The 20,252-nt window shown below is 70.4% G+C and carries 18 protein-coding genes; 9 read left to right on the plus strand and 9 right to left on the minus strand.

Features of this window, described 5'->3' with window-relative positions; genetic code table 11:
• Nucleotides 1–57 precede the first annotated feature (57 nt).
• Nucleotides 58–1,290 (plus strand): MFS transporter, encoded by a 1,233-nt coding sequence (locus tag ACWC2B_RS05390; RefSeq protein ID WP_450715095.1) that lies wholly within the window; start codon nt 58–60, stop codon nt 1,288–1,290.
• Nucleotides 1,291–1,356: 66 nt separating this feature from the next.
• Nucleotides 1,357–3,009, plus strand: coding sequence for a glucose-6-phosphate isomerase (pgi, locus tag ACWC2B_RS05395; protein WP_450715234.1), 1,653 nt, complete (start codon nt 1,357–1,359; stop codon nt 3,007–3,009).
• A gap of 75 nt (nt 3,010–3,084) precedes the next feature.
• Here pgi and pgl read toward each other — a convergent pair whose 3' ends face one another.
• From pgl to tkt, 5 genes are read right to left on the minus strand one after another with little or no spacing between them, the layout of a single operon-like run.
• A complete protein-coding gene (pgl, locus tag ACWC2B_RS05400) occupies nt 3,085–3,867 on the minus strand; it encodes a 6-phosphogluconolactonase (RefSeq protein WP_450715096.1) in 783 nt (260 codons plus the stop codon).
• On the minus strand, nt 3,864–4,916 hold the full coding sequence (opcA, locus tag ACWC2B_RS05405) for a glucose-6-phosphate dehydrogenase assembly protein OpcA (protein WP_450715097.1): 1,053 nt from the start codon (nt 4,914–4,916) through the stop codon (nt 3,864–3,866). The genes pgl and opcA overlap by 4 nt, the downstream gene beginning before the upstream one ends.
• Nucleotides 4,913–6,436: a glucose-6-phosphate dehydrogenase gene (gene zwf / locus ACWC2B_RS05410; RefSeq protein ID WP_450715235.1), complete on the minus strand. Its 1,524-nt coding sequence runs from the start codon at nt 6,434–6,436 to the stop codon at nt 4,913–4,915. Before zwf ends, opcA begins: the two co-directional genes overlap by 4 nt.
• A 14-nt stretch (nt 6,437–6,450) precedes the next feature.
• A complete protein-coding gene (tal, locus tag ACWC2B_RS05415; RefSeq protein WP_450715098.1) occupies nt 6,451–7,569 on the minus strand; it encodes a transaldolase in 1,119 nt (372 codons plus the stop codon).
• A gap of 35 nt (nt 7,570–7,604) precedes the next feature.
• Nucleotides 7,605–9,707 (minus strand): transketolase, encoded by a 2,103-nt coding sequence (gene tkt, locus ACWC2B_RS05420; protein WP_450715099.1) that lies wholly within the window; start codon nt 9,705–9,707, stop codon nt 7,605–7,607.
• 307 nt (nt 9,708–10,014) lie between these two features.
• Here tkt and ACWC2B_RS05425 point away from each other — a divergent pair, with 307 nt between their 5' ends.
• From ACWC2B_RS05425 to ACWC2B_RS05435, 3 genes are all read left to right on the plus strand, one after another.
• Entirely contained in the window at nt 10,015–10,968 is a 954-nt protein-coding gene (locus ACWC2B_RS05425; protein WP_450715100.1) for a heme o synthase, read from the plus strand.
• Nucleotides 10,969–11,058: 90 nt separating this feature from the next.
• Nucleotides 11,059–11,400: a hypothetical protein gene (locus ACWC2B_RS05430; RefSeq protein WP_450715101.1), complete on the plus strand. Its 342-nt coding sequence runs from the start codon at nt 11,059–11,061 to the stop codon at nt 11,398–11,400.
• A gap of 77 nt (nt 11,401–11,477) precedes the next feature.
• Nucleotides 11,478–12,566, plus strand: a complete 1,089-nt coding sequence (locus tag ACWC2B_RS05435) for an amidohydrolase (protein WP_450715102.1) — start codon at nt 11,478–11,480, stop codon at nt 12,564–12,566.
• Here the strand turns inward: ACWC2B_RS05435 and ACWC2B_RS05440 are convergent.
• From ACWC2B_RS05440 to ACWC2B_RS05455, 4 genes are all read right to left on the minus strand, one after another.
• A complete protein-coding gene (locus ACWC2B_RS05440) occupies nt 12,546–13,541 on the minus strand; it encodes a COX15/CtaA family protein (protein WP_450715103.1) in 996 nt (331 codons plus the stop codon). The two genes, ACWC2B_RS05435 and ACWC2B_RS05440, sit on opposite strands and share 21 nt — an antisense overlap.
• A 94-nt stretch (nt 13,542–13,635) precedes the next feature.
• The gene (locus ACWC2B_RS05445) at nt 13,636–14,403 is read right to left on the minus strand and encodes an ABC transporter permease (RefSeq protein ID WP_450715104.1); all 768 of its coding nucleotides are present in this window, start codon (nt 14,401–14,403) and stop codon (nt 13,636–13,638) included.
• Nucleotides 14,400–15,326, minus strand: a complete 927-nt coding sequence (locus tag ACWC2B_RS05450; RefSeq protein WP_450715105.1) for an ABC transporter ATP-binding protein — start codon at nt 15,324–15,326, stop codon at nt 14,400–14,402. The genes ACWC2B_RS05445 and ACWC2B_RS05450 overlap by 4 nt, the downstream gene beginning before the upstream one ends.
• Nucleotides 15,327–15,497: 171 nt before the next feature.
• Nucleotides 15,498–16,307, minus strand: a complete 810-nt coding sequence (locus ACWC2B_RS05455) for an aminoglycoside N(3)-acetyltransferase (protein ID WP_450715106.1) — start codon at nt 16,305–16,307, stop codon at nt 15,498–15,500.
• A gap of 172 nt (nt 16,308–16,479) precedes the next feature.
• Here ACWC2B_RS05455 and ACWC2B_RS05460 point away from each other — a divergent pair, with 172 nt between their 5' ends.
• The 4 genes from ACWC2B_RS05460 (at nt 16,480) to ACWC2B_RS05475 (ending at nt 20,251) form a co-directional block, all read left to right on the plus strand.
• Nucleotides 16,480–17,232 (plus strand): helix-turn-helix transcriptional regulator, encoded by a 753-nt coding sequence (locus tag ACWC2B_RS05460; protein WP_450715107.1) that lies wholly within the window; start codon nt 16,480–16,482, stop codon nt 17,230–17,232.
• Nucleotides 17,229–18,650: a Fe-S cluster assembly protein SufB gene (sufB, locus tag ACWC2B_RS05465; protein WP_450715108.1), complete on the plus strand. Its 1,422-nt coding sequence runs from the start codon at nt 17,229–17,231 to the stop codon at nt 18,648–18,650. The genes ACWC2B_RS05460 and sufB overlap by 4 nt, the downstream gene beginning before the upstream one ends.
• A gap of 63 nt (nt 18,651–18,713) precedes the next feature.
• Entirely contained in the window at nt 18,714–19,934 is a 1,221-nt protein-coding gene (sufD, locus tag ACWC2B_RS05470; RefSeq protein ID WP_450715109.1) for a Fe-S cluster assembly protein SufD, read from the plus strand.
• Nucleotides 19,934–20,251 (plus strand): bifunctional 3-phenylpropionate/cinnamic acid dioxygenase ferredoxin subunit, encoded by a 318-nt coding sequence (locus ACWC2B_RS05475; RefSeq protein WP_450715110.1) that lies wholly within the window; start codon nt 19,934–19,936, stop codon nt 20,249–20,251. The genes sufD and ACWC2B_RS05475 overlap by 1 nt, the downstream gene beginning before the upstream one ends.
• Nucleotide 20,252 lies beyond the last annotated feature (1 nt).

Consider the following 20,252-nt stretch of genomic DNA (forward strand, 5'->3'; position numbering starts at 1 on the left):
CGGCGATTGTCAGTGGTGCCCTCTACCTTGTGAAGCAGCCGATCACGAGGGGGAGTTGTGGCAGCAGTGCATGCCGTGGAGGGCGCGGCGGGCGCCTCACCGACGAAACCGGCCTGGCGCGGGGGATTCGGCAGGCTGTGGACGGCCGCCGTCGTCAGCCGTTTCGGTGATTCCCTGCGCACCGCCGCGCTGCCGCTGCTCGCCACCACACTCACCTCCGACCCGTTCCTGATCGCGCTCGTCACGGCCTGCGGCTATCTGCCGTGGCTGCTGTTCGGACTGCTCGGCGGGGCGATCGCCGACCGGGTGGACCAGCGCCGCGCCATGTGGGCCGTCGACCTGGTCCGGGGCGCCCTGGTCGCCGCCTTCGCGGTGGCCGTCGGCGCGGGCCACGCCTCCATGGGCCTGCTCATAGCGCTCGCCTTCGCGCTCACCACCCTCCAGACCCTCTTCGACAACGCGGCCACCGCCCTGCTGCCCTCGCTGGTGCCCAGCGGAGCCCTGGGCAGCGCGAACGCCCGGGTGATGACCGGGCAGCAGATAGCGGGCGGCTTCCTGGCGGCCCCGCTGGTGCCGGTGCTGCTCGCGGTCTCGGTCGCGGCGCCGTACGGGGTGGACGCGGCCAGCTACGTACTCGCAGCGGCCCTCGTCGCCTCCCTGCGGACCGGGGCCCCGCGGCGGGCGGCCAAGAAGGCCGGGTCCACGCTGCGGGCGGAGATAGCGGAGGGGCTGCGGACGCTCTGGGCCGACCGGGCGCTGCGCGGCCTGTGCGCGGCCACCACCGTGTGCAACATCGGCATGGGCGCCCTCATCGCCACCCTGGTCCTGCACATCACCGGATGGCTGGGTGCCGGGCACGGCGGCTATGCCGCGACGATCACGGCGTACGGGGGCGGAAGCGTGGCCGGCGGGCTGCTCGCCCAGCCGCTCGCACGAAGGCTCGGGCGGATACGCGGCGTGCTCGTCGCAGGCGTCGTCCAGACCGGCTGCCTGGCCGCCATGGGCACGGTCCGCGCCCTGGGGGTGACGGTCGCCGCGATGGCGCTGTTCGGGGTCATGGGCATGGTGTGGAACGTGAACATGGCGACGCTGATGCAGGAGCGCGCGCCGGAGGCGATGCTGGGACGGGTCAGCGCCGCGTTCCGCACGCTGGCCGTGGCGGGGGCCCCGCTGGGTGCGCTCGCGGGCGGCGCCGCGGCGGCGTCCTGGGGCCTCAACACCCCGGCCCTGCTGGCGTCCGGCTTGTTCGTGGCCGCAGTCGCCGCGCTGATTCCTGCCCGCACCGCCTGATCAATTAGGTTGGAGGGGCAGCGGGGCAGGTACGCAGGTACGAGAAGAAGTGGGCTGATGTCGGAGATGAACGCAGGAAGCCGTACCAGGCTCAACCAGATGCCCGAGTGGATCGCACTGGGCAAGCACCGGGAGCAGTTGGGCGACACCCATCTGCGTGAGCTTTTCGCCGCCGAGCCCGGCCGCGGCACCGATTACACCCTGCAGGTCGGCGATCTCCATCTCGACTACTCCAAGCACCTGGTGACCGACGAGACCCTCGCGCTGCTTCGCGAGTTGGCCGCGGCCACCGATGTCGCCGGGCTGCGGGACGCCATGTTCCGCGGCGAGAAGATCAACACCACCGAGGACCGCGCCGTCCTGCACACCGCGCTGCGCGCCCCGCGCGACACGGTGATCGAGGTCGACGGCGAGAACGTGGTGCCGGACGTGCACGCCGTGCTGGACAAGATGGCCGCGTTCTCCGGGAAGATCCGCTCGGGCGAGTGGACCGGTCACACCGGCAAGCGCATCAAGAACGTCGTCAACATCGGCATCGGCGGCTCCGACCTCGGCCCGGCGATGGCGTACGAGGTCCTGCGGTCGTTCACCGACCGGGAGTTGACGGTCCGTTTCGTGTCCAACGTCGACGGCGCCGACCTCCACGAGGCCGTCCGCGACCTGGACGCCGCCGAGACGCTGTTCATCATCGCGTCCAAGACGTTCACCACCATCGAGACCATCACCAACGCCACCTCGGCGCGCGACTGGCTGCTCACCGAGCTGAAGGCCGGTCAGGACGCCGTGGCCAAGCACTTCGTGGCGCTGTCCACCAACGCCGACAAGGTCGCCGACTTCGGCATCGACACGGCCAACATGTTCGGGTTCTGGGACTGGGTGGGCGGACGCTACTCCTTCGACTCGGCCATCGGCCTCTCCCTGATGATCGCCGTCGGAGCGGACCGGTTCCGCGAGATGCTGGACGGCTTCCACCTGGTCGACGAGCACTTCCGCACGGCTCCCGCCGAGTCCAACGTGCCGTTGCTGCTCGGTCTGTTGGGCGTGTGGTACGGGGCGTTCTTCGACGCCCAGTCGCACGCGGTGCTGCCGTACTCGCACTACCTGTCCAAGTTCACCGCCTACCTCCAGCAGCTCGACATGGAGTCCAACGGCAAGTCCGTGGACCGCGACGGCAACCCCGTCGACTGGCAGACCGGGCCGGTCGTGTGGGGCACCCCCGGCACCAACGGGCAGCACGCGTACTACCAGTTGATCCACCAGGGTACGAAGGTGATCCCGGCCGACTTCATCGGGTTCGCCGAGCCGGTCGCCGACCTGCTGCCGGGCCTGGTCGCCCAGCACGACCTCCTGATGGCCAACTTCTTCGCCCAGACGCAGGCGCTGGCCTTCGGCAAGACGCCGGACGAGGTGCGCGCCGAGGGCGTGCCCGAGGAGCTCGTGCCGCACAAGACGTTTCTGGGCAACCACCCCACCACCACGATCCTCGCCAAGGAGCTGACCCCCTCGGTCCTCGGCCAGCTGATCGCCCTCTACGAGCACAAGGTGTTCGTCCAGGGCGCCATCTGGAACATCGACTCCTTCGACCAGTGGGGCGTCGAGCTCGGCAAGGTCCTCGCCAAGCGCGTCGAGCCCGCGCTGACCGAGGGCGCGGACGTGCCGGGCCTGGACGGGTCCAGCAAGGCGCTGGTGGCCAAGTACCGTACGCTGCGCGGCCGTTGAGCACCTGAAGGGCCCGCACGACGAACGGCCCGGTCCGCTCCCCGAAGGGGCGGGCCGGGCCGTTCGCATGAGGCGTCAGGCGGACGCCGGGGGGTACAGCGACCGCGGCAGGCGGGACGCGGCCGCCGCGTCCAGGAGCCACAGGGTGCGGGCCCGGCCGTAGGCGCCGGCCGCCGGGGCCTGCACCTCGCCCGCCCCCGACAGGGCCATCGCCGCGGCCTGCGCCTTGTCCTCGCCCGCCGCGAGCAGCCAGACCTCCCGCGCCGCCCGGATGGCCGGGAGGGTGAGCGAGATCCGGGTGGGCGGTGGCTTCGGAGCGCCGTGCACCCCGACGACCGTCCGCTCGGTCTCCCGCACCGCGGGCAACTCCGGGAAGAGGGACGCCACATGGGTGTCCGGGCCGACGCCCAGCATCAGCACGTCGAACGTCGGAACCGGGCCGTGGTCCTCGGGGCCCGCCGCTTCCGCGAGCTCCGCGGCGTAGGCGGCGGCCGCGGCGTCCGCGTCCCTGCCGTACGCCCCGCCCGAGGCGGGCATCGCGTGCACCCGCTTCGGGTCGAGCGGCACCGCGTCGAGCAGCGCGGCACGCGCCTGCGTGTAGTTCCGCTCCGGGTCACCCTCGGGCACGAAGCGCTCGTCGCCCCACCACAGGTCCAGGCGCGACCAGTCGATCGCGTCCCGGGCCGGTGAGGAGGCGAGCGCCGCGAGCAGCCCGTTGCCGTTGCGGCCGCCCGTGAGGACCACGGACGCCGAGCCGCGGGCGGCCTGGGCGTCCACGACCTTCGTGATCAGCCGGGCCGCGGCGGCCTGCGCCATCAGCTCCTTGTCGCGGTGGACGACGAGCTGAGGCGTGCTCACTTGGCCGCTGCCTTCTTGGCCGCGGCCGCCTTCTTCGCGGGAGCCGGCTTGGCAGCCGAGCCCTCCGCGCCCTCCTTGGCCTCCGCGTTCTGCGTGGCGGCCGGTGCGGACTTGGCCTCGACGCCCTCGCCGAGCCGGTCGACGCCGTACCTCAGCGCGGACGCGTAGGTGTCGTCCGGGTCCAGGCGGCGCAGTTCCTCCGCGATGAGCTCGGAGGTCTCGCGGCGCTTCAGCGCCACCGCGCGGTCCGGCTGGCCCTGCACGGACAGCGTGGCGAGCGAGCCGTCCGCGCGGTCCAGGACGATCGGGCCGCCGTCCGTCTCCAGGCGTACGGCGGTCAGGCCGGGGCCTGCCGACAGGGAGCGCTTGACCGGCACGTTCAGCCGGTCGGCGAGCCACATGCCGAGCAGTTCGCAGCTCGGGTTGAACTCCTCGCCCTCCACCTCGACGCTGGTCACCCTGCAGGCGATCTGGTCGAGGGCCGCGGCCAGCATCGAGCGCCACGGCGTGATGCGGGTCCACGACAGGTCGGTGTCGCCGGGCGTGTACGCCTCGGCGCGGGCGGTCAGCTCCTGTATGGGCTGCTCGGCCGCGTAGGTGTCGGTCACCCGGCGCTGGGCGAGCGCGCCCAGCGGGTCCTGCGCCGGGTCGACCGGCGCGTTCACCGGCCACCAGACGACGACCGGCGCGTCCGGCAGGAGCAGCGGAAGGACCACCGACTGGGCGTGGTTGAGCACCTCGCCGTACAGCCGGAGGACCACCGTCTCGCCGGTGCCCGCGTCCGCGCCGACCCGTACCTCGGCGTCCAGGCGCGAGCTCGTGCGGTCGCGGGGCGAGCGCGAGACCCGCTTGATGACGACGAGGGTGCGCGAGGGGTGCTCGCGCGAGGCGTCGCTGGCGGCGCGCAGGGCGTCGTAGGCGTTCTCCTCGTCGGTGACGATGACGAGGGTGAGCACCATGCCGACGGCGGGCGTGCCGATGGCCCGGCGGCCCTGGACCAGCGCCTTGTTGATCTTGCTGGCCGTGGTGTCCGTAAGGTCGATCTTCATGGCCGCCGCCAGCTCCGTCCGTCTCGTGCGAGCATTTCGTCCGCCTCGTCCGGACCCCAGGTCCCCGAGGGGTACTGGGCGGGCTTGCCGTGGCTGTCCCAGTACTGCTCGATCGGGTCGAGGATCTTCCAGGACAGCTCGACCTCCTCCACGCGCGGGAAGAGGTTGGAGTCGCCCAACAGGACGTCCAGGATGAGGCGTTCGTAGGCCTCGGGGCTCGACTCCGTGAAGGACTCGCCGTACGCGAAGTCCATGGAGACGTCCCGGACCTCCATCGAGGTGCCCGGCACCTTGGAGCCGAAGCGCACGGTCACGCCCTCGTCCGGCTGCACCCGGATGACCAGGGCGTTCTGGCCCAGCTCCTCCGTGGCGGTGTGGTCGAACGGGGAGTGCGGGGCGCGCTGGAAGACCACCGCGATCTCCGTGACGCGCCGGCCGAGCCGCTTGCCGGTGCGCAGGTAGAACGGGACGCCCGCCCAGCGGCGGTTGTCGATCCCCAGCTTGATCGCGGCGTAGGTGTCGGTCTTCGACTTGGGGTCGATGCCGTCTTCCTGGAGGTAGCCGACGGCCTTCTCGCCGCCCTGCCACCCGGCCGCGTACTGCGCGCGCACCGTGTCCTTGCCGAGGTCCTTGGGCAGCCGCACGGCGCCGAGCACCTTGGTCTTCTCGGCCGCGAGCGCGTCCGCGTCGAAGGAGGCGGGCTCCTCCATCGCGGTCAGCGCGAGCAGCTGGAGCAGGTGGTTCTGGATGACGTCGCGGGCCGCGCCGATGCCGTCGTAGTAGCCGGCCCGGCCGCCGATGCCGATGTCCTCGGCCATCGTGATCTGCACGTGGTCGACGTAGGAGCGGTTCCACAGCGGCTCGAACATGGTGTTCGCGAACCGCAGGGCCAGGATGTTCTGAACGGTCTCCTTGCCCAGGTAGTGGTCGATCCGGAAGACCTCGTTGGGCGGGAAGACCTCGTGCACGACCTGGTTGAGCTCCTTGGCGGAGATCAGGTCGTGGCCGAACGGCTTCTCGATGACCGCGCGGCGCCAGGAGCCGTTCTTCTGGTCGGCGAGCCCGTGCTTCTTGAGCTGCTGGACGACCTTGGGGAAGAACTTCGGCGGCACCGACAGGTAGAAGGCGAAGTTGCCGCCCGTGCCCTGAGCCTTGTCGAGCTCCTGGATCGTCGACTTCAGCATCTCGAACGCGTCGTCGTCGTCGAAGTCGCCCTGGACGAAGCGCATCCCCTGGATGAGCTGCTGCCAGACCTCCTCGCGGAACGGCGTACGGGCGTGCGCCTTGACGGCGTCGTGGACCTCCTGCGCGAAGTCCTCGTCCTGCCACTCGCGGCGGGCGAAGCCGATCAGGGAAAAGCCCGGCGGAAGCAGACCCCGGTTGGCGAGGTCATAGACGGCGGGCATCAACTTTTTACGGGACAAATCGCCCGTGACGCCAAAGATCACCAGGCCCGACGGCCCCGCGATACGCGGGAGCCGTCGGTCTGCGGCGTCACGAAGCGGATTCGCTTGGCGAATCGCAGTCAAGATATTTACGCCTCCGAGGGTGCGAGGCGCTTGAGCTCCGCCTCGGTGGACTTGAGCAGGTCGTTCCAGGCGGCCTCGAACTTCTCGACGCCCTCGTCCTCAAGGAGCTGCACGACCTCGTCGTAGGAGATCCCCAGCTTCTCGACGGCGTCGAGCTCGGCGCGGGACTGCTCGTACGTGCCGGTCACCGTGTCGCCGGTGATCTGCCCGTGGTCGGCGGTCGCGTCGAGCGTGGCCTCCGGCATGGTGTTCACCGTGTTGGGCGCGACCAGGTCGTCCACGTACAGGGTGTCCTTGTACGCCTTGTCCTTGACGCCCGTCGAGGCCCACAGCGGACGCTGCTTGTTGCCGTGTGCCTTGTCGAGCGCGGCCCAGCGGTCGGAGGAGAAGACCTCCTCGTACGCCTCGTAGGCGAGCCGCGCGTTGGCCAGACCGGCCTTGCCGCGGGCGGCCTTGGCCTCGTCGGTGCCGAGCGCGTCGATCCGCTTGTCGATCTCGGTGTCCACGCGGGACACGAAGAAGGACGCCACGGAGTGGATCTTCGAGAGGTCCAGGCCGCGCTCCTTGGCCTTCTCCAGGCCGGTCAGGTAGGCGTCCATGACCTCGCGGTAGCGCTCAAGGGAGAAGATCAGCGTGACGTTGACGCTGATGCCGAGGCCGATGGTCTCGGCGATCGCCGGCAGACCCGCCTTGGTGGCCGGGATCTTGATGAGCGTGTTCGGCCGGTCCACCAGCCAGGCCAGCTGCTTGGCCTCGGCCACGGTCGCCCTGGTGTTGTGCGCCAGGCGCGGGTCGACCTCGATGGAGACCCGGCCGTCCTGGCCCTCGGTCGCGTCGAAGACCGGGCGCAGGATGTCGGCGGCGTCCCTCACGTCAGCCGTCGTGATCATGCGGATGGCTTCTTCGACGGTGACCTTGCGGGCGGCGAGGTCGGTGAGCTGCTGCTCGTAACCGTCACCGCTGCTGATCGCCTTCTGGAAGATCGACGGGTTGGTCGTGACGCCCACCACGTGCGACTGGTCGATCAGCTCGGCCAGGTTGCCGGACGTGATCCGCTTGCGCGACAGGTCGTCGAGCCAGATCGCGACGCCTTCGTCGGAGAGGCGCTTGAGTGCGTCTGTCATGAGAATTGCATCTCCTACTTGTTCGTATACCGGCGTCAGCGCGCTGCGGCTTCGAGAGATTCCCGGGCCGCGGCGGCCACGTGCTCGGCGGTGAAGCCGAACTCCTGGAAGAGGACCTTGCCGTCGGCCGAAGCGCCGAAGTGCTCCAGCGAAACGATGCGGCCCGCGTCACCGACGTAGCGGTGCCAGGTCAGACCGATACCGGCCTCGACCGCGACCCGCGCCTTGACCGAGGGCAGAAGGACGCTGTCCTTGTACGCCTGGTCCTGCTCCTCGAACCACTCGACACACGGCATCGAGACCACGCGGGTCGGGATGCCGGCCGCCTGCAGCTGCTCGCGCGCGCCGACGGCGAGCTGGACCTCGGAACCGGTGCCGATGAGCACGACCTGGGCGTCTGTGTTCTGCCCGGAGGGCCCTTCAGCGTCGAAGAGCACGTAACCGCCCTTGGCGGCATCCTCGTTGACGTCGTACGTCGGCACACCCTGGCGGGTCAGCACGAGGCCGTGCGGGGCCCCCTTGCCGAACACCTTGGTGTAGCGCTTGAGGATCTCGCGCCAGGCGATGGCCGTCTCGTTGGCGTCCGCGGGACGGACCACGTTGAGGCCCGGGATCGCGCGCAGCGAGGCCAGGTGCTCGACCGGCTGGTGGGTCGGGCCGTCCTCGCCGAGGCCGATCGAGTCGTGCGTCCACACGTACGTCACCGGCAGGTGCATCAGCGCGGAAAGACGCACGGCGTTGCGCATGTAGTCGGAGAACACCAGGAAGGTGCCGCCGTAGATGCGGGTGTGGCCGTGCAGCGCGATGCCGTTCATCTCCGCGGCCATGGAGTGCTCGCGGATGCCGAAGTGCACGGTGCGGCCGTACGGGTCGGCCTCCGCCAGCGGGTTGCCGGCCGGCAGGAACGACGACGTCTTGTCGATGGTCGTGTTGTTCGATCCCGCGAGGTCGGCGGAGCCGCCCCACAGCTCGGGCATGACCGCGCCGAGCGCCTGAAGGATCTTGCCGGAGGCGGCGCGGGTGGCGACGCCCTTGCCCGTCTCGAAGACCGGGAGGTGCGACTCCCAGCCCTCGGGCAGCTCGCCCGCGTTGATGCGGTCGAACTCGGCGGCGCGCTCCGGGTTGGCGGTGCGCCAGGCGGCGAACGACTTCTCCCACTCGGCCTTGGCCTCACGGCCGCGGTCAAGGGCCTCACGGGTGTGCGCCAGGACCTCGTCGGCGACCTCGAAGGTCTTCTCCGGGTCGAAGCCGAGGACGCGCTTGGTGGCGGCCACCTCGTCGTCGCCGAGCGCCGAGCCGTGCGCGGCCTCGGTGTTCTGGGCGTGCGGCGCGGGCCAGGCGATGATCGAGCGCATCGCGATGAACGACGGCTTGTCGGTCACCGCCTTCGCGGCCTCGATCGCGTTGTACAGCGCCTCGGGGTCCAGGTCGCCGTCCGGCTTGGGCGCCACGCGCTGGACGTGCCAGCCGTACGCCTCGTACCGCTTGAGGGTGTCCTCGGAGACGGCGGTCTCGGTGTCGCCCTCGATCGAGATGTGGTTGTCGTCCCACAAAAGGACCAGGTTGCCGAGCTTCTGGTGGCCGGCCAGCGAGGACGCCTCGGAGGAGATGCCCTCCTGGAGGCAGCCGTCACCGGCGATGGCGAACACGAAGTGGTCGAACGGGGAGGTGCCGGGGGCCGCCTCCGGGTCGAACAGGCCGCGCTCGTAGCGGGCGGCCATCGCCATGCCCACCGCGTTGGCGACGCCCTGGCCCAGCGGGCCGGTCGTCGTCTCGACGCCGGTGGTGTGGCCGTACTCCGGGTGGCCGGGCGTCTTCGAACCCCAGGTGCGGAACGCCTTGAGGTCATCCAGCTCCAGGCCGAAACCGGCCAGGTACAGCTGGACGTAGAGAGTCAAGGACGAGTGGCCCGCGGACAGGACGAACCGGTCGCGGCCGACCCAGTCGGCGTCCGCCGGGTCGTGCCGCATCACCTTCTGGAAGAGGGTGTAGGCGGCGGGGGACAGGCTCATCGCCGTACCTGGATGGCCGTTGCCGACCTTCTGTACAGCATCCGCGGCCAGTACGCGGCCGGTGTCTACGGCCCGCTGGTCCAGCTCGGTCCAGTCAAGGTCTGTGGTGGTCGGCTTGGTGCTCACCCTGAGTCAGGGCTCCTCTCCACATGTCGAATCCCGGTGACTGAGGGCGCACCGGGCGCTGTCGAGCCTACCCCTGCCGGAACGCTCACTTTTTCGACTGACTGCACGTTGAGACAGACACCTCCAGGGTGGCGGGGAGCGGCGAAATCCGCCTCCCGGCGAACCACCCCCAACACGACCCCACCCCCGGGGATGGCGGCGTATGGGCAACGTCTAGAGTGGCGTGGTACGCGCAAGTCTTTACCGGGCCTTCACGTCCGGGAACGTCCGGAATCACCGGGGACTTGCTGGGAATTCTCTGTCAGGGGTGTGCGTGACAGCCGTCGAGTCCCGACCCGCAGGGGTCATCTTGACTCCCAGCCCGGGGGGCCATCGGCCATTCGGGGCCCGCGTCAAGGCCTTCGTGATGCTGACCAAGCCGCGGATCATCGAACTGCTCCTCATCACCACCATTCCGGTGATGTTCCTGGCCGAGCAGGGCGTTCCTCCGCTGTGGCTGGTGTTCGCCACCACTCTGGGCGGCTACCTCTCCGCGGGCGGCGCGAACGCGCTGAACATGTACATCGACCGCGACATCGACGCCTTGATGGACCGCACCGCGCAGCGCCCGCTCGTGACCGGCATGGTCTCGCCGCGCGAATGCCTGGTCTTCGGCCTCTCGCTCGGCGTCGTCTCGACGCTGTGGTTCGGCCTCCTGGTCAACTGGCTCTCGGCGGCCCTGTCGCTCGGCGCGCTGCTCTTCTACGTCGTCGTGTACACGATGATCCTCAAGCGCCGGACCTCGCAGAACATCGTGTGGGGCGGCATCGCGGGCTGCCTGCCGGTGCTCATCGGCTGGTCCTCGGTCACGAACTCCATGTCGTGGGCGCCGATCATCCTCTTCCTCGTCATGTTCTTCTGGACGCCGCCGCACTACTACCCGCTGTCCATGAAGGTCAAGGAGGACTACGCGCGGGTCGGCGTGCCGATGCTGCCGGTCGTCGCCTCCAACAAGGTCGTGGCCCGCCATGTCGTCCTCTACAGCTGGGTGATGGTCGCCGTCTCGCTGCTGCTCACCCCGCTCGGCTACACCGGCTGGTTCTACACGGCCGTCGCGCTGCTCGCGGGCGGCTGGTGGCTGTGGGAGGCGCACGCGCTGCAGTCGCGCGCCAAGTCCGAGGCGACCGGCACCAAGCTGAAGGAAATGCGGCTCTTCCACTGGTCGATCACGTACGTGTCGCTGCTGTTCGTGGCCGTCGCGGTGGACCCGTTCCTGCGCTGACCGCATCGTTCGACTTCCTTGAGGGGCCAGTGGCGCAAGCCACTGGCCCCTCTTGTCGCTCCCGGGGCTACCCGCTAGTAGCATCGCGGCATGGCAGACACCCAGGTTGACGAGAAGCAGGCCGCCAAGGCCGAACGGCGGGCGGCCAAGCTCGCCCGGCAGATCGGCTCCTTCGCCAAGGAGCACGGCGGCGCCGAGGGCCAGATCGCGTACATCGGCCAGCGGGGCGCCCGCATCGTGCTCGTCGGCGAGGACGGCGGCTGGGGCGACCTCGTGGCCCCGAGCCACGCCGTCGCCCGGAGCGCGGTCGAGAAGTCCGGGATCACCGTCCACGAGGACTTCGACGGAGAGTTCGCGGCCAAGGTGAAGACGGGCCCGTACGAGTGGACCCGCATGGCCGGCATCCAGCTCGGCGGCCCGAAGAACGGCTGAGCGACCCGCCGAGCAACACCGATCCGGGGCTCACCCGTTAGGAGGGGTGGAAGCGCGTCCACCGCTGGGAGCCCCGGATGATCGACACCCCGACCCTGGTGGACCAGTACTGCCACGGGGTCCTGCGGACCGAGCTGGGCCTGGGCACCTTCGAGACGGCGCTCGGCCGCACCGGAACCCTGCCGGCGCCCGGCACCACGTTCTTCGACACCCAGACCGGCTTCGCCGTACGCCGCTGGTGCCCCCCGCTCCTCGGCCTCGAACCGCACTGCCCCCCAGCCCGCTATCTGGCCCGCCGCCGTGAACTCGGCGTACTCGAATCGGGCAGGCGCCTGCTGCGCGGCTCCGGCATCTCCACCTATCTGGTGGACACCGGGCTGCCCGGGGACCTCACCGCCCCGCAGGAGATCGCCGCCGTCGGGGCGGCCGACGCCCACGAGATCGTCCGCCTCGAACTCCTCGCCGAGCAGGTCGCCGACACCTCGGGCACCGTCGAGTCCTTCCTCGCCAACCTCGCCGAGGCCGTGCACACCGCGGCCGCCTCCGCCGTCGCCTTCGCCTCGGTGGCGGGCGTACGCGAAGGACTCGACCCCGAACCGCCCGGGCCGGGGGAGGTGCGCGGGGCGGCCGGGCGGTGGCTGGCGGGGAGGCGCAAGCACGGGCGCCTCGAAGACCCGGTGCTGCTGCGCCATCTGCTGTGGAGCGCGGTCGCGGCCGGGCGCCCGCTCCAGCTCCAGGTGGGCATGGCCGACCCGATGCTGCTCGCCGGATTCGCGTCCGCGACGGCGGGGCTCGGCACGGATCTGGTGCTCCTGCACGGCTATCCGCACCACCGCCAGACCGCCCATCTGGCCAGCGTCCACCCGCATGTCTACGCGGATGTCGGGCCCGCCCTGGTGCGGACGGGGGCGCGGGCGGCCGCCGTGCTCGCGGAGATCCTGGAGCTGGCCCCCTTCGGGAAGCTGCTCTACTCCAGCGGGGCGCGCGGGCTGCCCGAGCTGCACGTGGTGGGCGCGCGGCTGTTCTCGGAGGCGCTGAGCAAGGTGCTGGGCGGCTGGGTGGGCGACGGCGCCTGGTCGCGTACGGACGCGCAGCGGGTCGCCGGGATGATCGCGGCGGGCAATGCCCGCCGCGTCTACGGTCTTTCAGGCGTGGCTGAGCGCTGAGTCGGCCGGCGCCGGGACCTCGGCAGAGACCTCGGGGCGCTCGCGCAGCGAGAGCAGGACGCGCAGCGCGGCGATCCACACCAGGCACGAGCCCAGCATGTGCAGGCCGACCAGGATCTCGGGCGTCTTCAAGAAGTACTGCACATACCCCACCGCACCCTGACTCAGCAGCACCAGGAACAGGTCGCGGGCCCGGGCGCGCGGTCCGGCCGGGGCGTCGACGGCCTTCAGGACGAACCACAGCGCGACGGCCAGCGCCACGACGACCCAGGCGAGGTCCGCGTGCAGCTGCGTGATCATCGTCCAGTCGAGCGGGATGCGCGGCACGTCCTTGGAGTCGCCGGGGTGGCGACCGGTGCCGGTCACGATGGTGCCCACCGCGATCAGCGCGGCCGAGGCACCCACCAGGAGCCAGGTCAGCTGCACAACTGCCTTGCCCACCAGGGGCCTTGGCGCTCCGTCGCCCTCCTGGGCGCGCTGCCAGGTGACCACCGCGACCGCGATGAGCGCGCTGGAGAGCAGGAAGTGGGCGGCCACCGTGTACGGGTTCAGGCCGACCAGGACGACGATGCCGCCCAGGACCGCGTTGCCCATGACCACCCAGAACTGCACCCAGCCGAGCCGGGTCAGCGGGCGTCGCCAGGGCTTCGCCGAGCGGGCGGCGATGATCGCCCAGCCGACCGCGGCGCACAGCACGTACGTCAGCATCCGGTTGGTGAACTCGATGACGCCGCGGAAGCCCATCTCGCTGGTGACGGTCAGGCTCTCGCTGGTGCACTTGGGCCAGGTGGGGCAGCCGAGTCCGGAGCCGGTGAGCCGGACCGCGCCGCCGGTCACCACGATGGCGACGGACATGACGAGGGCGGCAAGGGCCGCGCGCCGCACGATCGTCGGGGAGGCGGTCCACCGCTGCGCGATGTAGAGGAGCGGATTGCGGGCCGCCGCGGTCACATCGGCTCGGGTCACTTTCGGCATGCGCCCTATCGTAGGCGCCCGTTTGTGCATGATTTCACGAGGGGGGTCCGCCCGGCCGTACCGGGAGGAAAGTCACCCCGGTACGGCTCCCGGCTCACTCCCAGCGGAAGAACTTCGCGGCCGCGCCCAGGCCGAGCACGGCCCACACCGCGAGGATCCCGAGGTCCCCCCACGGCATCGACGCGCCGTCCCTGAGAACGTCCCGCAGCCCGTCGGAGAGAGCCGAGATGGGCAGCAGATCCAGCACCGACCGCACCCCGCCGGGGAACTTGTCCATCGGCACGATCACCCCGCCGGCCACGAGCAGCAGCAGGAACACCAGGTTGGCGGCGGCCAGCGTCGCCTCGGCCTTCAGGGTGCCGGCCATGAGCAGCCCGAGCCCCGAGAACGCGGCGGTGCCCAGCACGAGCAGGAGCAGCACCGCGAGCGGGTTGCCGTGCGGCGACCAGCCGAGCGCGAAGGCGATCACGGTGAGCAGGACGACCTGGAGCGCCTCGGTGACGAGGACGGCCAGCGTCTTCGAGGTCATCAGCGCCCAGCGCGGCAGCGGCGAGGCGCCGAGCCGCTTGAGCACCCCGTACCGCCGCTCGAAGCCGGTCGCGATGGCCTGGCCCGTGAACGCGGTCGACATCACGGCGAGCGCGAGAACGCCCGGCGCGAGGAAGTCGACAGACTTGCCCTTCCCGGTGTCGATGATGTCGACGGTCGAGAACAGCACGAGCAGCAGACTCGGGATGATCACGGTGAGCAGCAACTGCTCGCCGTTGCGCAGCAGCATCCGCGTCTCCAGGGCGGTCTGCGCCCCGATCATCCGCCCGAGCGGGGCCGCGCCCGGCTTCGGTGCGTACGTACCGGCGCTCATGCGCGCAGCTCCTTACCGGTGAGCTCCAAGAAGGCGTCCTCAAGGGTGTGGCGCTCGACCGAGATGCCGTCGGGCATCACGCCGTGCTGGGCGCACCAGGAGGTGACGGTGGCGAGCAGCTGGGGGTCGATGGTGCCGGTGATGCGGTACGCGCCCTGGGTCAGCTCGGCTGCGGCCGAGCCGTCCGGCAGGGCCTTGAGGAGCGAGCCGAGGTCCAGGCCGGGGCGTCCGGTGAAGCGGAGCGTGTTCTCGGCGCCGCCCTTGCAGAGCTGCTCGGGGGAGCCCTGGGCGACGACCTTGCCCGCGTCGATGATGGCCACGTCGTCCGCGAGGACCTCGGCCTCGTCCATGAAGTGCGTGGTCAGGACCACCGAGACGCCGTCGGCGCGCAGTTCGCGCACGAGGTCCCAGGTGGCGCGGCGGGCCTGCGGGTCGAGGCCCGCGGTCGGCTCGTCGAGGAAGACCAGTTCGGGGCGGCCGACGACGGCCATCGCGAGCGCGAGGCGCTGCTGCTGGCCGCCGGAGAGCCTGCGATACGTCGTACGGCCGCAACTGCCCAGGCCCAGGCGCTCGATGAGGGCGTCCACGTCCAGCGGGTGTGCGTGCAGCCTGGCCATGTGGCGGAGCATCTCGTCGGCGCGGGCGCCGGAGTAGACGCCGCCGGACTGGAGCATCACGCCGATGCGCGGCTTGAGTCGCTCGGCGTCGGCGACCGGGTCGAGACCGAGGACGCGGACGGTGCCCGCGTCCGGTCGGCGGTAGCCCTCGCAGGTCTCGATGGTGGTGGTCTTGCCGGCGCCGTTGGGGCCGAGGACGGCGGTCACGGTGCCCGCGTCGACCGTGAGGTCGAGGCCGTCCACGGCGGTTTTGGGTCCGTACCGCTTGACCAGGCCGGTGACCTGGACGACGGGCTCGCTCTTCATGACCGGCAAGTCTAGGCGGGGCGCAAGGTCCCTCCGGCGCGGGGGCCCGGGTCCCCGACAGAGGGCCGGGCCGGGCGTGAGCCGGGTCTACTCCTCGCGCGGTCGGTGTATCGGCAGCCACCGCTCAGGCCCGGGTCCCCGACAGAGGGCCGGGCCGGGCGTGAGCCGGGTCTACTCCTCGCGCGGTCGGTGTATCGGCAGCCACCGCTCGGCGTAGGCGACCGCCTCCCGGACCGGGAACAGGCGGCAGGCGGCGGCGCCCACCGTGCCCCGCACCACCTCTTCCGGCTTGTCCCGCTCGAAGTCCGCGCCCAGCTCGTCGAAGCGCTCGCTGGTGATCGAGGTGTCCCGGATCGTCATCCACCGCCGGCCCTCGGGGGTCGTCGCCGCGAAGGAGGCCTCCGCCCGCGGCCCCGGTACCCGGTATTCCGCGAGGTGGAAGGACGTACAGGAGTCGTATCCCGCGCCGAGCAGCAGGACCCGGGCGTCGGCGTCCTCCAGGCGGGCCAGGGGGCTGCGCTCGCCGAGGAGGCAGTCGAGGGCGTGGCCCCGTGTGATGCGCGCCGCGCCCGGGCCGATCGCGGCGAAGGAGGTCTGCGGGTGGGCGCTGCGCAGGGCGCCGGGCCAGGTGCGAACGGCCTCCGGGATCACCCCGACGCCCCGGCTCGGCGTGGTCAGCGGGTCGTAGGCCGGCATCGCGGCCCGGATCTCCTTCCACCACTCCTCGGGCACCGGAGGGCGCCGCCAGTGCGCGGGGTCGGAGTTGTCCCCGGAGTGCGCGGGGACCACGAGCGTGCCCGTTTCGCCCAGCGTGTCGAGAAATGCCTGAACCACCGCGACCGGGCCTCCGCAGACCCAGCCGAGGGACTTCAGGGAGGAGTGCACGAGGAGCGTCTCGCCGGGCCGTACGCCCAGCTCGCGCAGGTCCTCGGCGAGCGAGCCGCGCGTACACAAAGGGCCGGTCACAGGGGGTGTGGGCATAGCACGACAGTCTGCCGGAAGCCCATTTCGGGGACCACCGAATTGGCGGTGAAACGATCGATCAAAGATCGTTTCCGCAGGTCGCCTTAGGTATGCCTAAGTGATGCACCGCACCGGCCGGTGATCGGGACGCGGGTTGTCAGGCTCTGAGGAATTACGCAACAATGGCGTTGTGAAAAACATCGGCGAGGCTCCCCAGGAGGAACTCGCGACCGGTGAGCGGTCCACCCGCAACCGGGTCGCGCGATCCATCCTGGACCACGGGCCCTCGACCGCACAGGACCTCGCGAACCGCCTCGGCCTCACCCAGGCCGCCGTCCGCCGCCACCTCGACGCACTCGTCGCCGACGAGGTCGTCGCACCGCGTGAACAGCGCGTGTACGGGGCGCGGACCCGTGGCCGGCCGGCCAAGGTCTTCGCGCTCACCGACTGCGGCCGGGACGCCTTCGAGCAGTCCTACGACAAGCTCGCCGTGGACGCCCTGCACTGGATCGAGCAGTCGGCGGGCGGCGGTGCGGCCGGCGAGAAAGCCGTCGCGGCGTTCGCCCGGGCCCGCATCGAGGCTCAAGCGGGGGCGTACAAAAACGCGATCGAGGCCGTGCAGCCTGAAGAGCGCACCCAAGCCCTGGCCAGGGCCTTGAGCGCCGACGGGTACGCTGCTACGGCGCGCAGCGCGCCCCTCCCGCAGCGGGGTGAGCAGCTGTGCCAGCACCACTGCCCGGTCGCCCACGCCGCCGAGCGGTACCCGCAGCTGTGCGAGGCGGAGACGGAATTCTTCTCCCGCCTCCTGGGAACGCACGTGCAGCGCCTGGCGACCATCGCCCACGGCGACGGCGTCTGCACCACGTTCATCCCGCACGGCGCGCCACCACAGACCACACACCAGCAAGCATCTGCAAGCACGGCCGGGAGGAACCCCGCATGACTCTCCCCACGGAGACTGCCCACCCTGAGCTCGAAGGCCTGGGCACGTACGAATACGGCTGGGCCGACTCCGACGCGGCGGGCGCCGCTGCCAAGCGCGGTCTGAACGAGGACGTCGTACGTGACATCTCCTCGAAGAAGAACGAGCCCGAGTGGATGCTGAAGCTGCGCCTCAAGGGGCTGCGGCTCTTCGACAAGAAGCCCATGCCGAACTGGGGCTCCGACCTCTCCGGCATCGACTTCGACAACATCAAGTACTTCGTCCGGTCGACGGAGAAGCAGGCGGCGTCCTGGGAGGACCTGCCCGCGGACATCAAGAACACGTACGACAAGCTCGGCATCCCCGAGGCGGAGAAGCAGCGCCTCGTCGCGGGTGTCGCGGCCCAGTACGAGTCCGAGGTCGTCTACCACCAGATCCGTGAGGACCTGGAGGAGCAGGGCGTCATCTTCCTCGACACCGACACCGCGCTGAAGGAGCACCCGGAGCTCTTCCAGGAGTACTTCGGCACGGTCATCCCGGTCGGCGACAACAAGTTCGCGTCGCTGAACACCGCGGTGTGGTCGGGCGGCTCGTTCATCTACGTGCCCAAGGGTGTCCACGTCGACATCCCGCTGCAGGCCTACTTCCGTATCAACACGGAGAACATGGGCCAGTTCGAGCGGACGCTGATCATCGTCGACGAGGACGCCTACGTCCACTACGTCGAGGGCTGCACCGCCCCGATCTACTCGTCGGACTCGCTGCACAGCGCCGTCGTCGAGATCATCGTCAAGAAGGGCGGCCGCTGCCGCTACACGACGATCCAGAACTGGTCGAACAACGTCTACAACCTGGTCACCAAGCGCGCCGTGGCGTACGAGGGCGCGACCATGGAGTGGATCGACGGCAACATCGGCTCCAAGGTCACCATGAAGTACCCGGCCGTCTACCTGATGGGCGAGCACGCCAAGGGCGAGACGCTCTCCATCGCCTTCGCGGGCGAGGGCCAGCACCAGGACGCCGGCTCCAAGATGGTCCACATGGCGCCGAACACCTCCTCCAACATCGTCTCCAAGTCGGTGGCGCGAGGCGGCGGCCGCACCTCCTACCGAGGCCTCGTCGAGATCGGCGAGGGCGCCCACGGCTCCAAGTCGAACGTGCTCTGCGACGCGCTCCTGGTCGACACGATCTCCCGCTCGGACACGTACCCCTACGTGGACGTCCGCGAGGACGACGTCTCCATGGGCCACGAGGCGACCGTCTCCAAGGTCTCCGAGGACCAGCTCTTCTACCTGATGAGCCGCGGTCTGACCGAGTTCGAGGCGATGGCGATGATCGTGCGCGGCTTCGTCGAGCCGATCGCCAAGGAGCTCCCGATGGAGTACGCCCTGGAGCTCAACCGGCTGATCGAGCTGCAGATGGAGGGCTCGGTCGGATAACGACCGCCCCCCCGTCCGGCAGTTGAGCAGATTCTGATCTAGGAAGAGAGCACTACGACAGCCATGGCTGAGGCTCAGAACCCCCCCAAGTCCTCGAACAAGCTCGGACAGGGGGCACCCCCACCGCTGGGCTCCACCACCGCAGGCTCCATCGCGGTGGCCGCCGAGTCGACCGTCGCCACCCGCATGAGCGCCCCCCCGTCCTTCGACGTCGCGGACTTCCCGGTCCCGCACGGCCGCGAGGAGGAGTGGCGGTTCACGCCGCTTGAGCGGCTGCGCGGGCTGCACGACGGCACCGCCGTCGCCACCGGTGACGGCGTGAAGATCGCCGTCGAGGCCCCCGAGGGCGTCGTCGTCGAGACCGTCGGGCGCGACGACGCCCGGCTCGGCAGGGCCGGCACGCCGGTGGACCGCATCGCGGCCCAGGCGTACTCGTCCTTCGCCAAGGCCTCCGTCGTGACCGTCCCCAAGGAGACGGTGCTCACCGAGCCGATCCGGATCGCCGTGCACGGCGAGGGCGGCGTGGCCTACGGCCACCAGGTCATCGAGCTCGGCGCGTTCGCCGAGGCCGTCGTGGTCATCGACCACACCGGCGACGCGGTGCTCGCCGCCAACGTCGACTACCTCCTCGGCGACGGCGCCAAGCTGACCGTGGTCTCCGTTCAGGACTGGGACGACAAGGCCGTCCACGTCGCCCAGCACAACGCGCTGATCGGCCGCGACGCCACCTTCAAGTCGTTCGTGGTCACCTTCGGCGGCGACCTCGTACGGCTGCACCCGCGGGTCTCCTACGCGGGCACCGGCGGCGAGGCCGAGCTCTTCGGCCTGTACTTCACCGACCAGGGCCAGCACCAGGAGCACCGCCTCCTGGTCGACCACAACACCCCGCACTGCAAGTCCAACGCCGTGTACAAGGGCGCCCTCCAGGGCGACGACGCGCACGCCGTGTGGATCGGTGACGTCCTCATCCAGGCCGCCGCCGAGGGCACGGACACGTACGAGATGAACCGCAACCTGGTTCTGACCGACGGCGCCCGTGTCGACTCGGTGCCGAACCTGGAGATCGAGACCGGCGAGATCGCCGGCGCCGGTCACGCGTCCGCCACCGGCCGCTTCGACGACGAGCAGCTCTTCTACCTGATGTCCCGCGGCATCCCGCCGACCGAGGCCCGCCGCCTGGTCGTGCGCGGCTTCTTCGCGGAGCTCGTCCAGCAGATCGGTCTGCCGGACGTCGAGGAGCGCCTGCTCGCCAAGATCGAGACGGAGCTGGAGGCTTCCGTCTGATGGCCTTCGTCAAAGCCTGTGCGCTGAGCGAGCTGGAGACCGACACCCCCAAGCGGGTGGAGATCGACGGCACGCCGGTCTCCCTCGTCAAGACCGAGGGCGAGGTGTTCGCGATCAACGACATCTGCTCGCACGCGAACGTCTCCCTCTCGGAGGGCGAGGTGGAGGACTGCATGATCGAGTGCTGGCTGCACGGATCGAGCTTCGACCTCCGCACCGGCAAGCCGTCCGGCCTTCCCGCGACGCGCCCCGTCCCCGTATACCCCGTACAGATCCAAGGGGACGATGTGCTCGTCTCCGTCACCCAGGAGTCCTGAG

The organism is Streptomyces sp. NPDC001415, assembly GCF_053597395.1.

Coding starts and splice junctions, on each gene's coding strand:
- pgi (WP_450715234.1), top strand. CDS start 1,357: ATGAACGCAGGAAGCCGTACCAGGCTCAACCAGATGCCCGAGTGGATC.
- opcA (WP_450715097.1), bottom strand. CDS start 4,916: ATGAAGATCGACCTTACGGACACCACGGCCAGCAAGATCAACAAGGCG.
- tal (WP_450715098.1), bottom strand. CDS start 7,569: ATGACAGACGCACTCAAGCGCCTCTCCGACGAAGGCGTCGCGATCTGG.
- ACWC2B_RS05430 (WP_450715101.1), top strand. CDS start 11,059: ATGGCAGACACCCAGGTTGACGAGAAGCAGGCCGCCAAGGCCGAACGG.
- ACWC2B_RS05435 (WP_450715102.1), top strand. CDS start 11,478: ATGATCGACACCCCGACCCTGGTGGACCAGTACTGCCACGGGGTCCTG.
- ACWC2B_RS05440 (WP_450715103.1), bottom strand. CDS start 13,541: ATGCCGAAAGTGACCCGAGCCGATGTGACCGCGGCGGCCCGCAATCCG.
- ACWC2B_RS05445 (WP_450715104.1), bottom strand. CDS start 14,403: ATGAGCGCCGGTACGTACGCACCGAAGCCGGGCGCGGCCCCGCTCGGG.
- ACWC2B_RS05450 (WP_450715105.1), bottom strand. CDS start 15,326: ATGAAGAGCGAGCCCGTCGTCCAGGTCACCGGCCTGGTCAAGCGGTAC.
- ACWC2B_RS05455 (WP_450715106.1), bottom strand. CDS start 16,307: ATGCCCACACCCCCTGTGACCGGCCCTTTGTGTACGCGCGGCTCGCTC.
- sufB (WP_450715108.1), top strand. CDS start 17,229: ATGACTCTCCCCACGGAGACTGCCCACCCTGAGCTCGAAGGCCTGGGC.
- sufD (WP_450715109.1), top strand. CDS start 18,714: ATGGCTGAGGCTCAGAACCCCCCCAAGTCCTCGAACAAGCTCGGACAG.
- ACWC2B_RS05475 (WP_450715110.1), top strand. CDS start 19,934: ATGGCCTTCGTCAAAGCCTGTGCGCTGAGCGAGCTGGAGACCGACACC.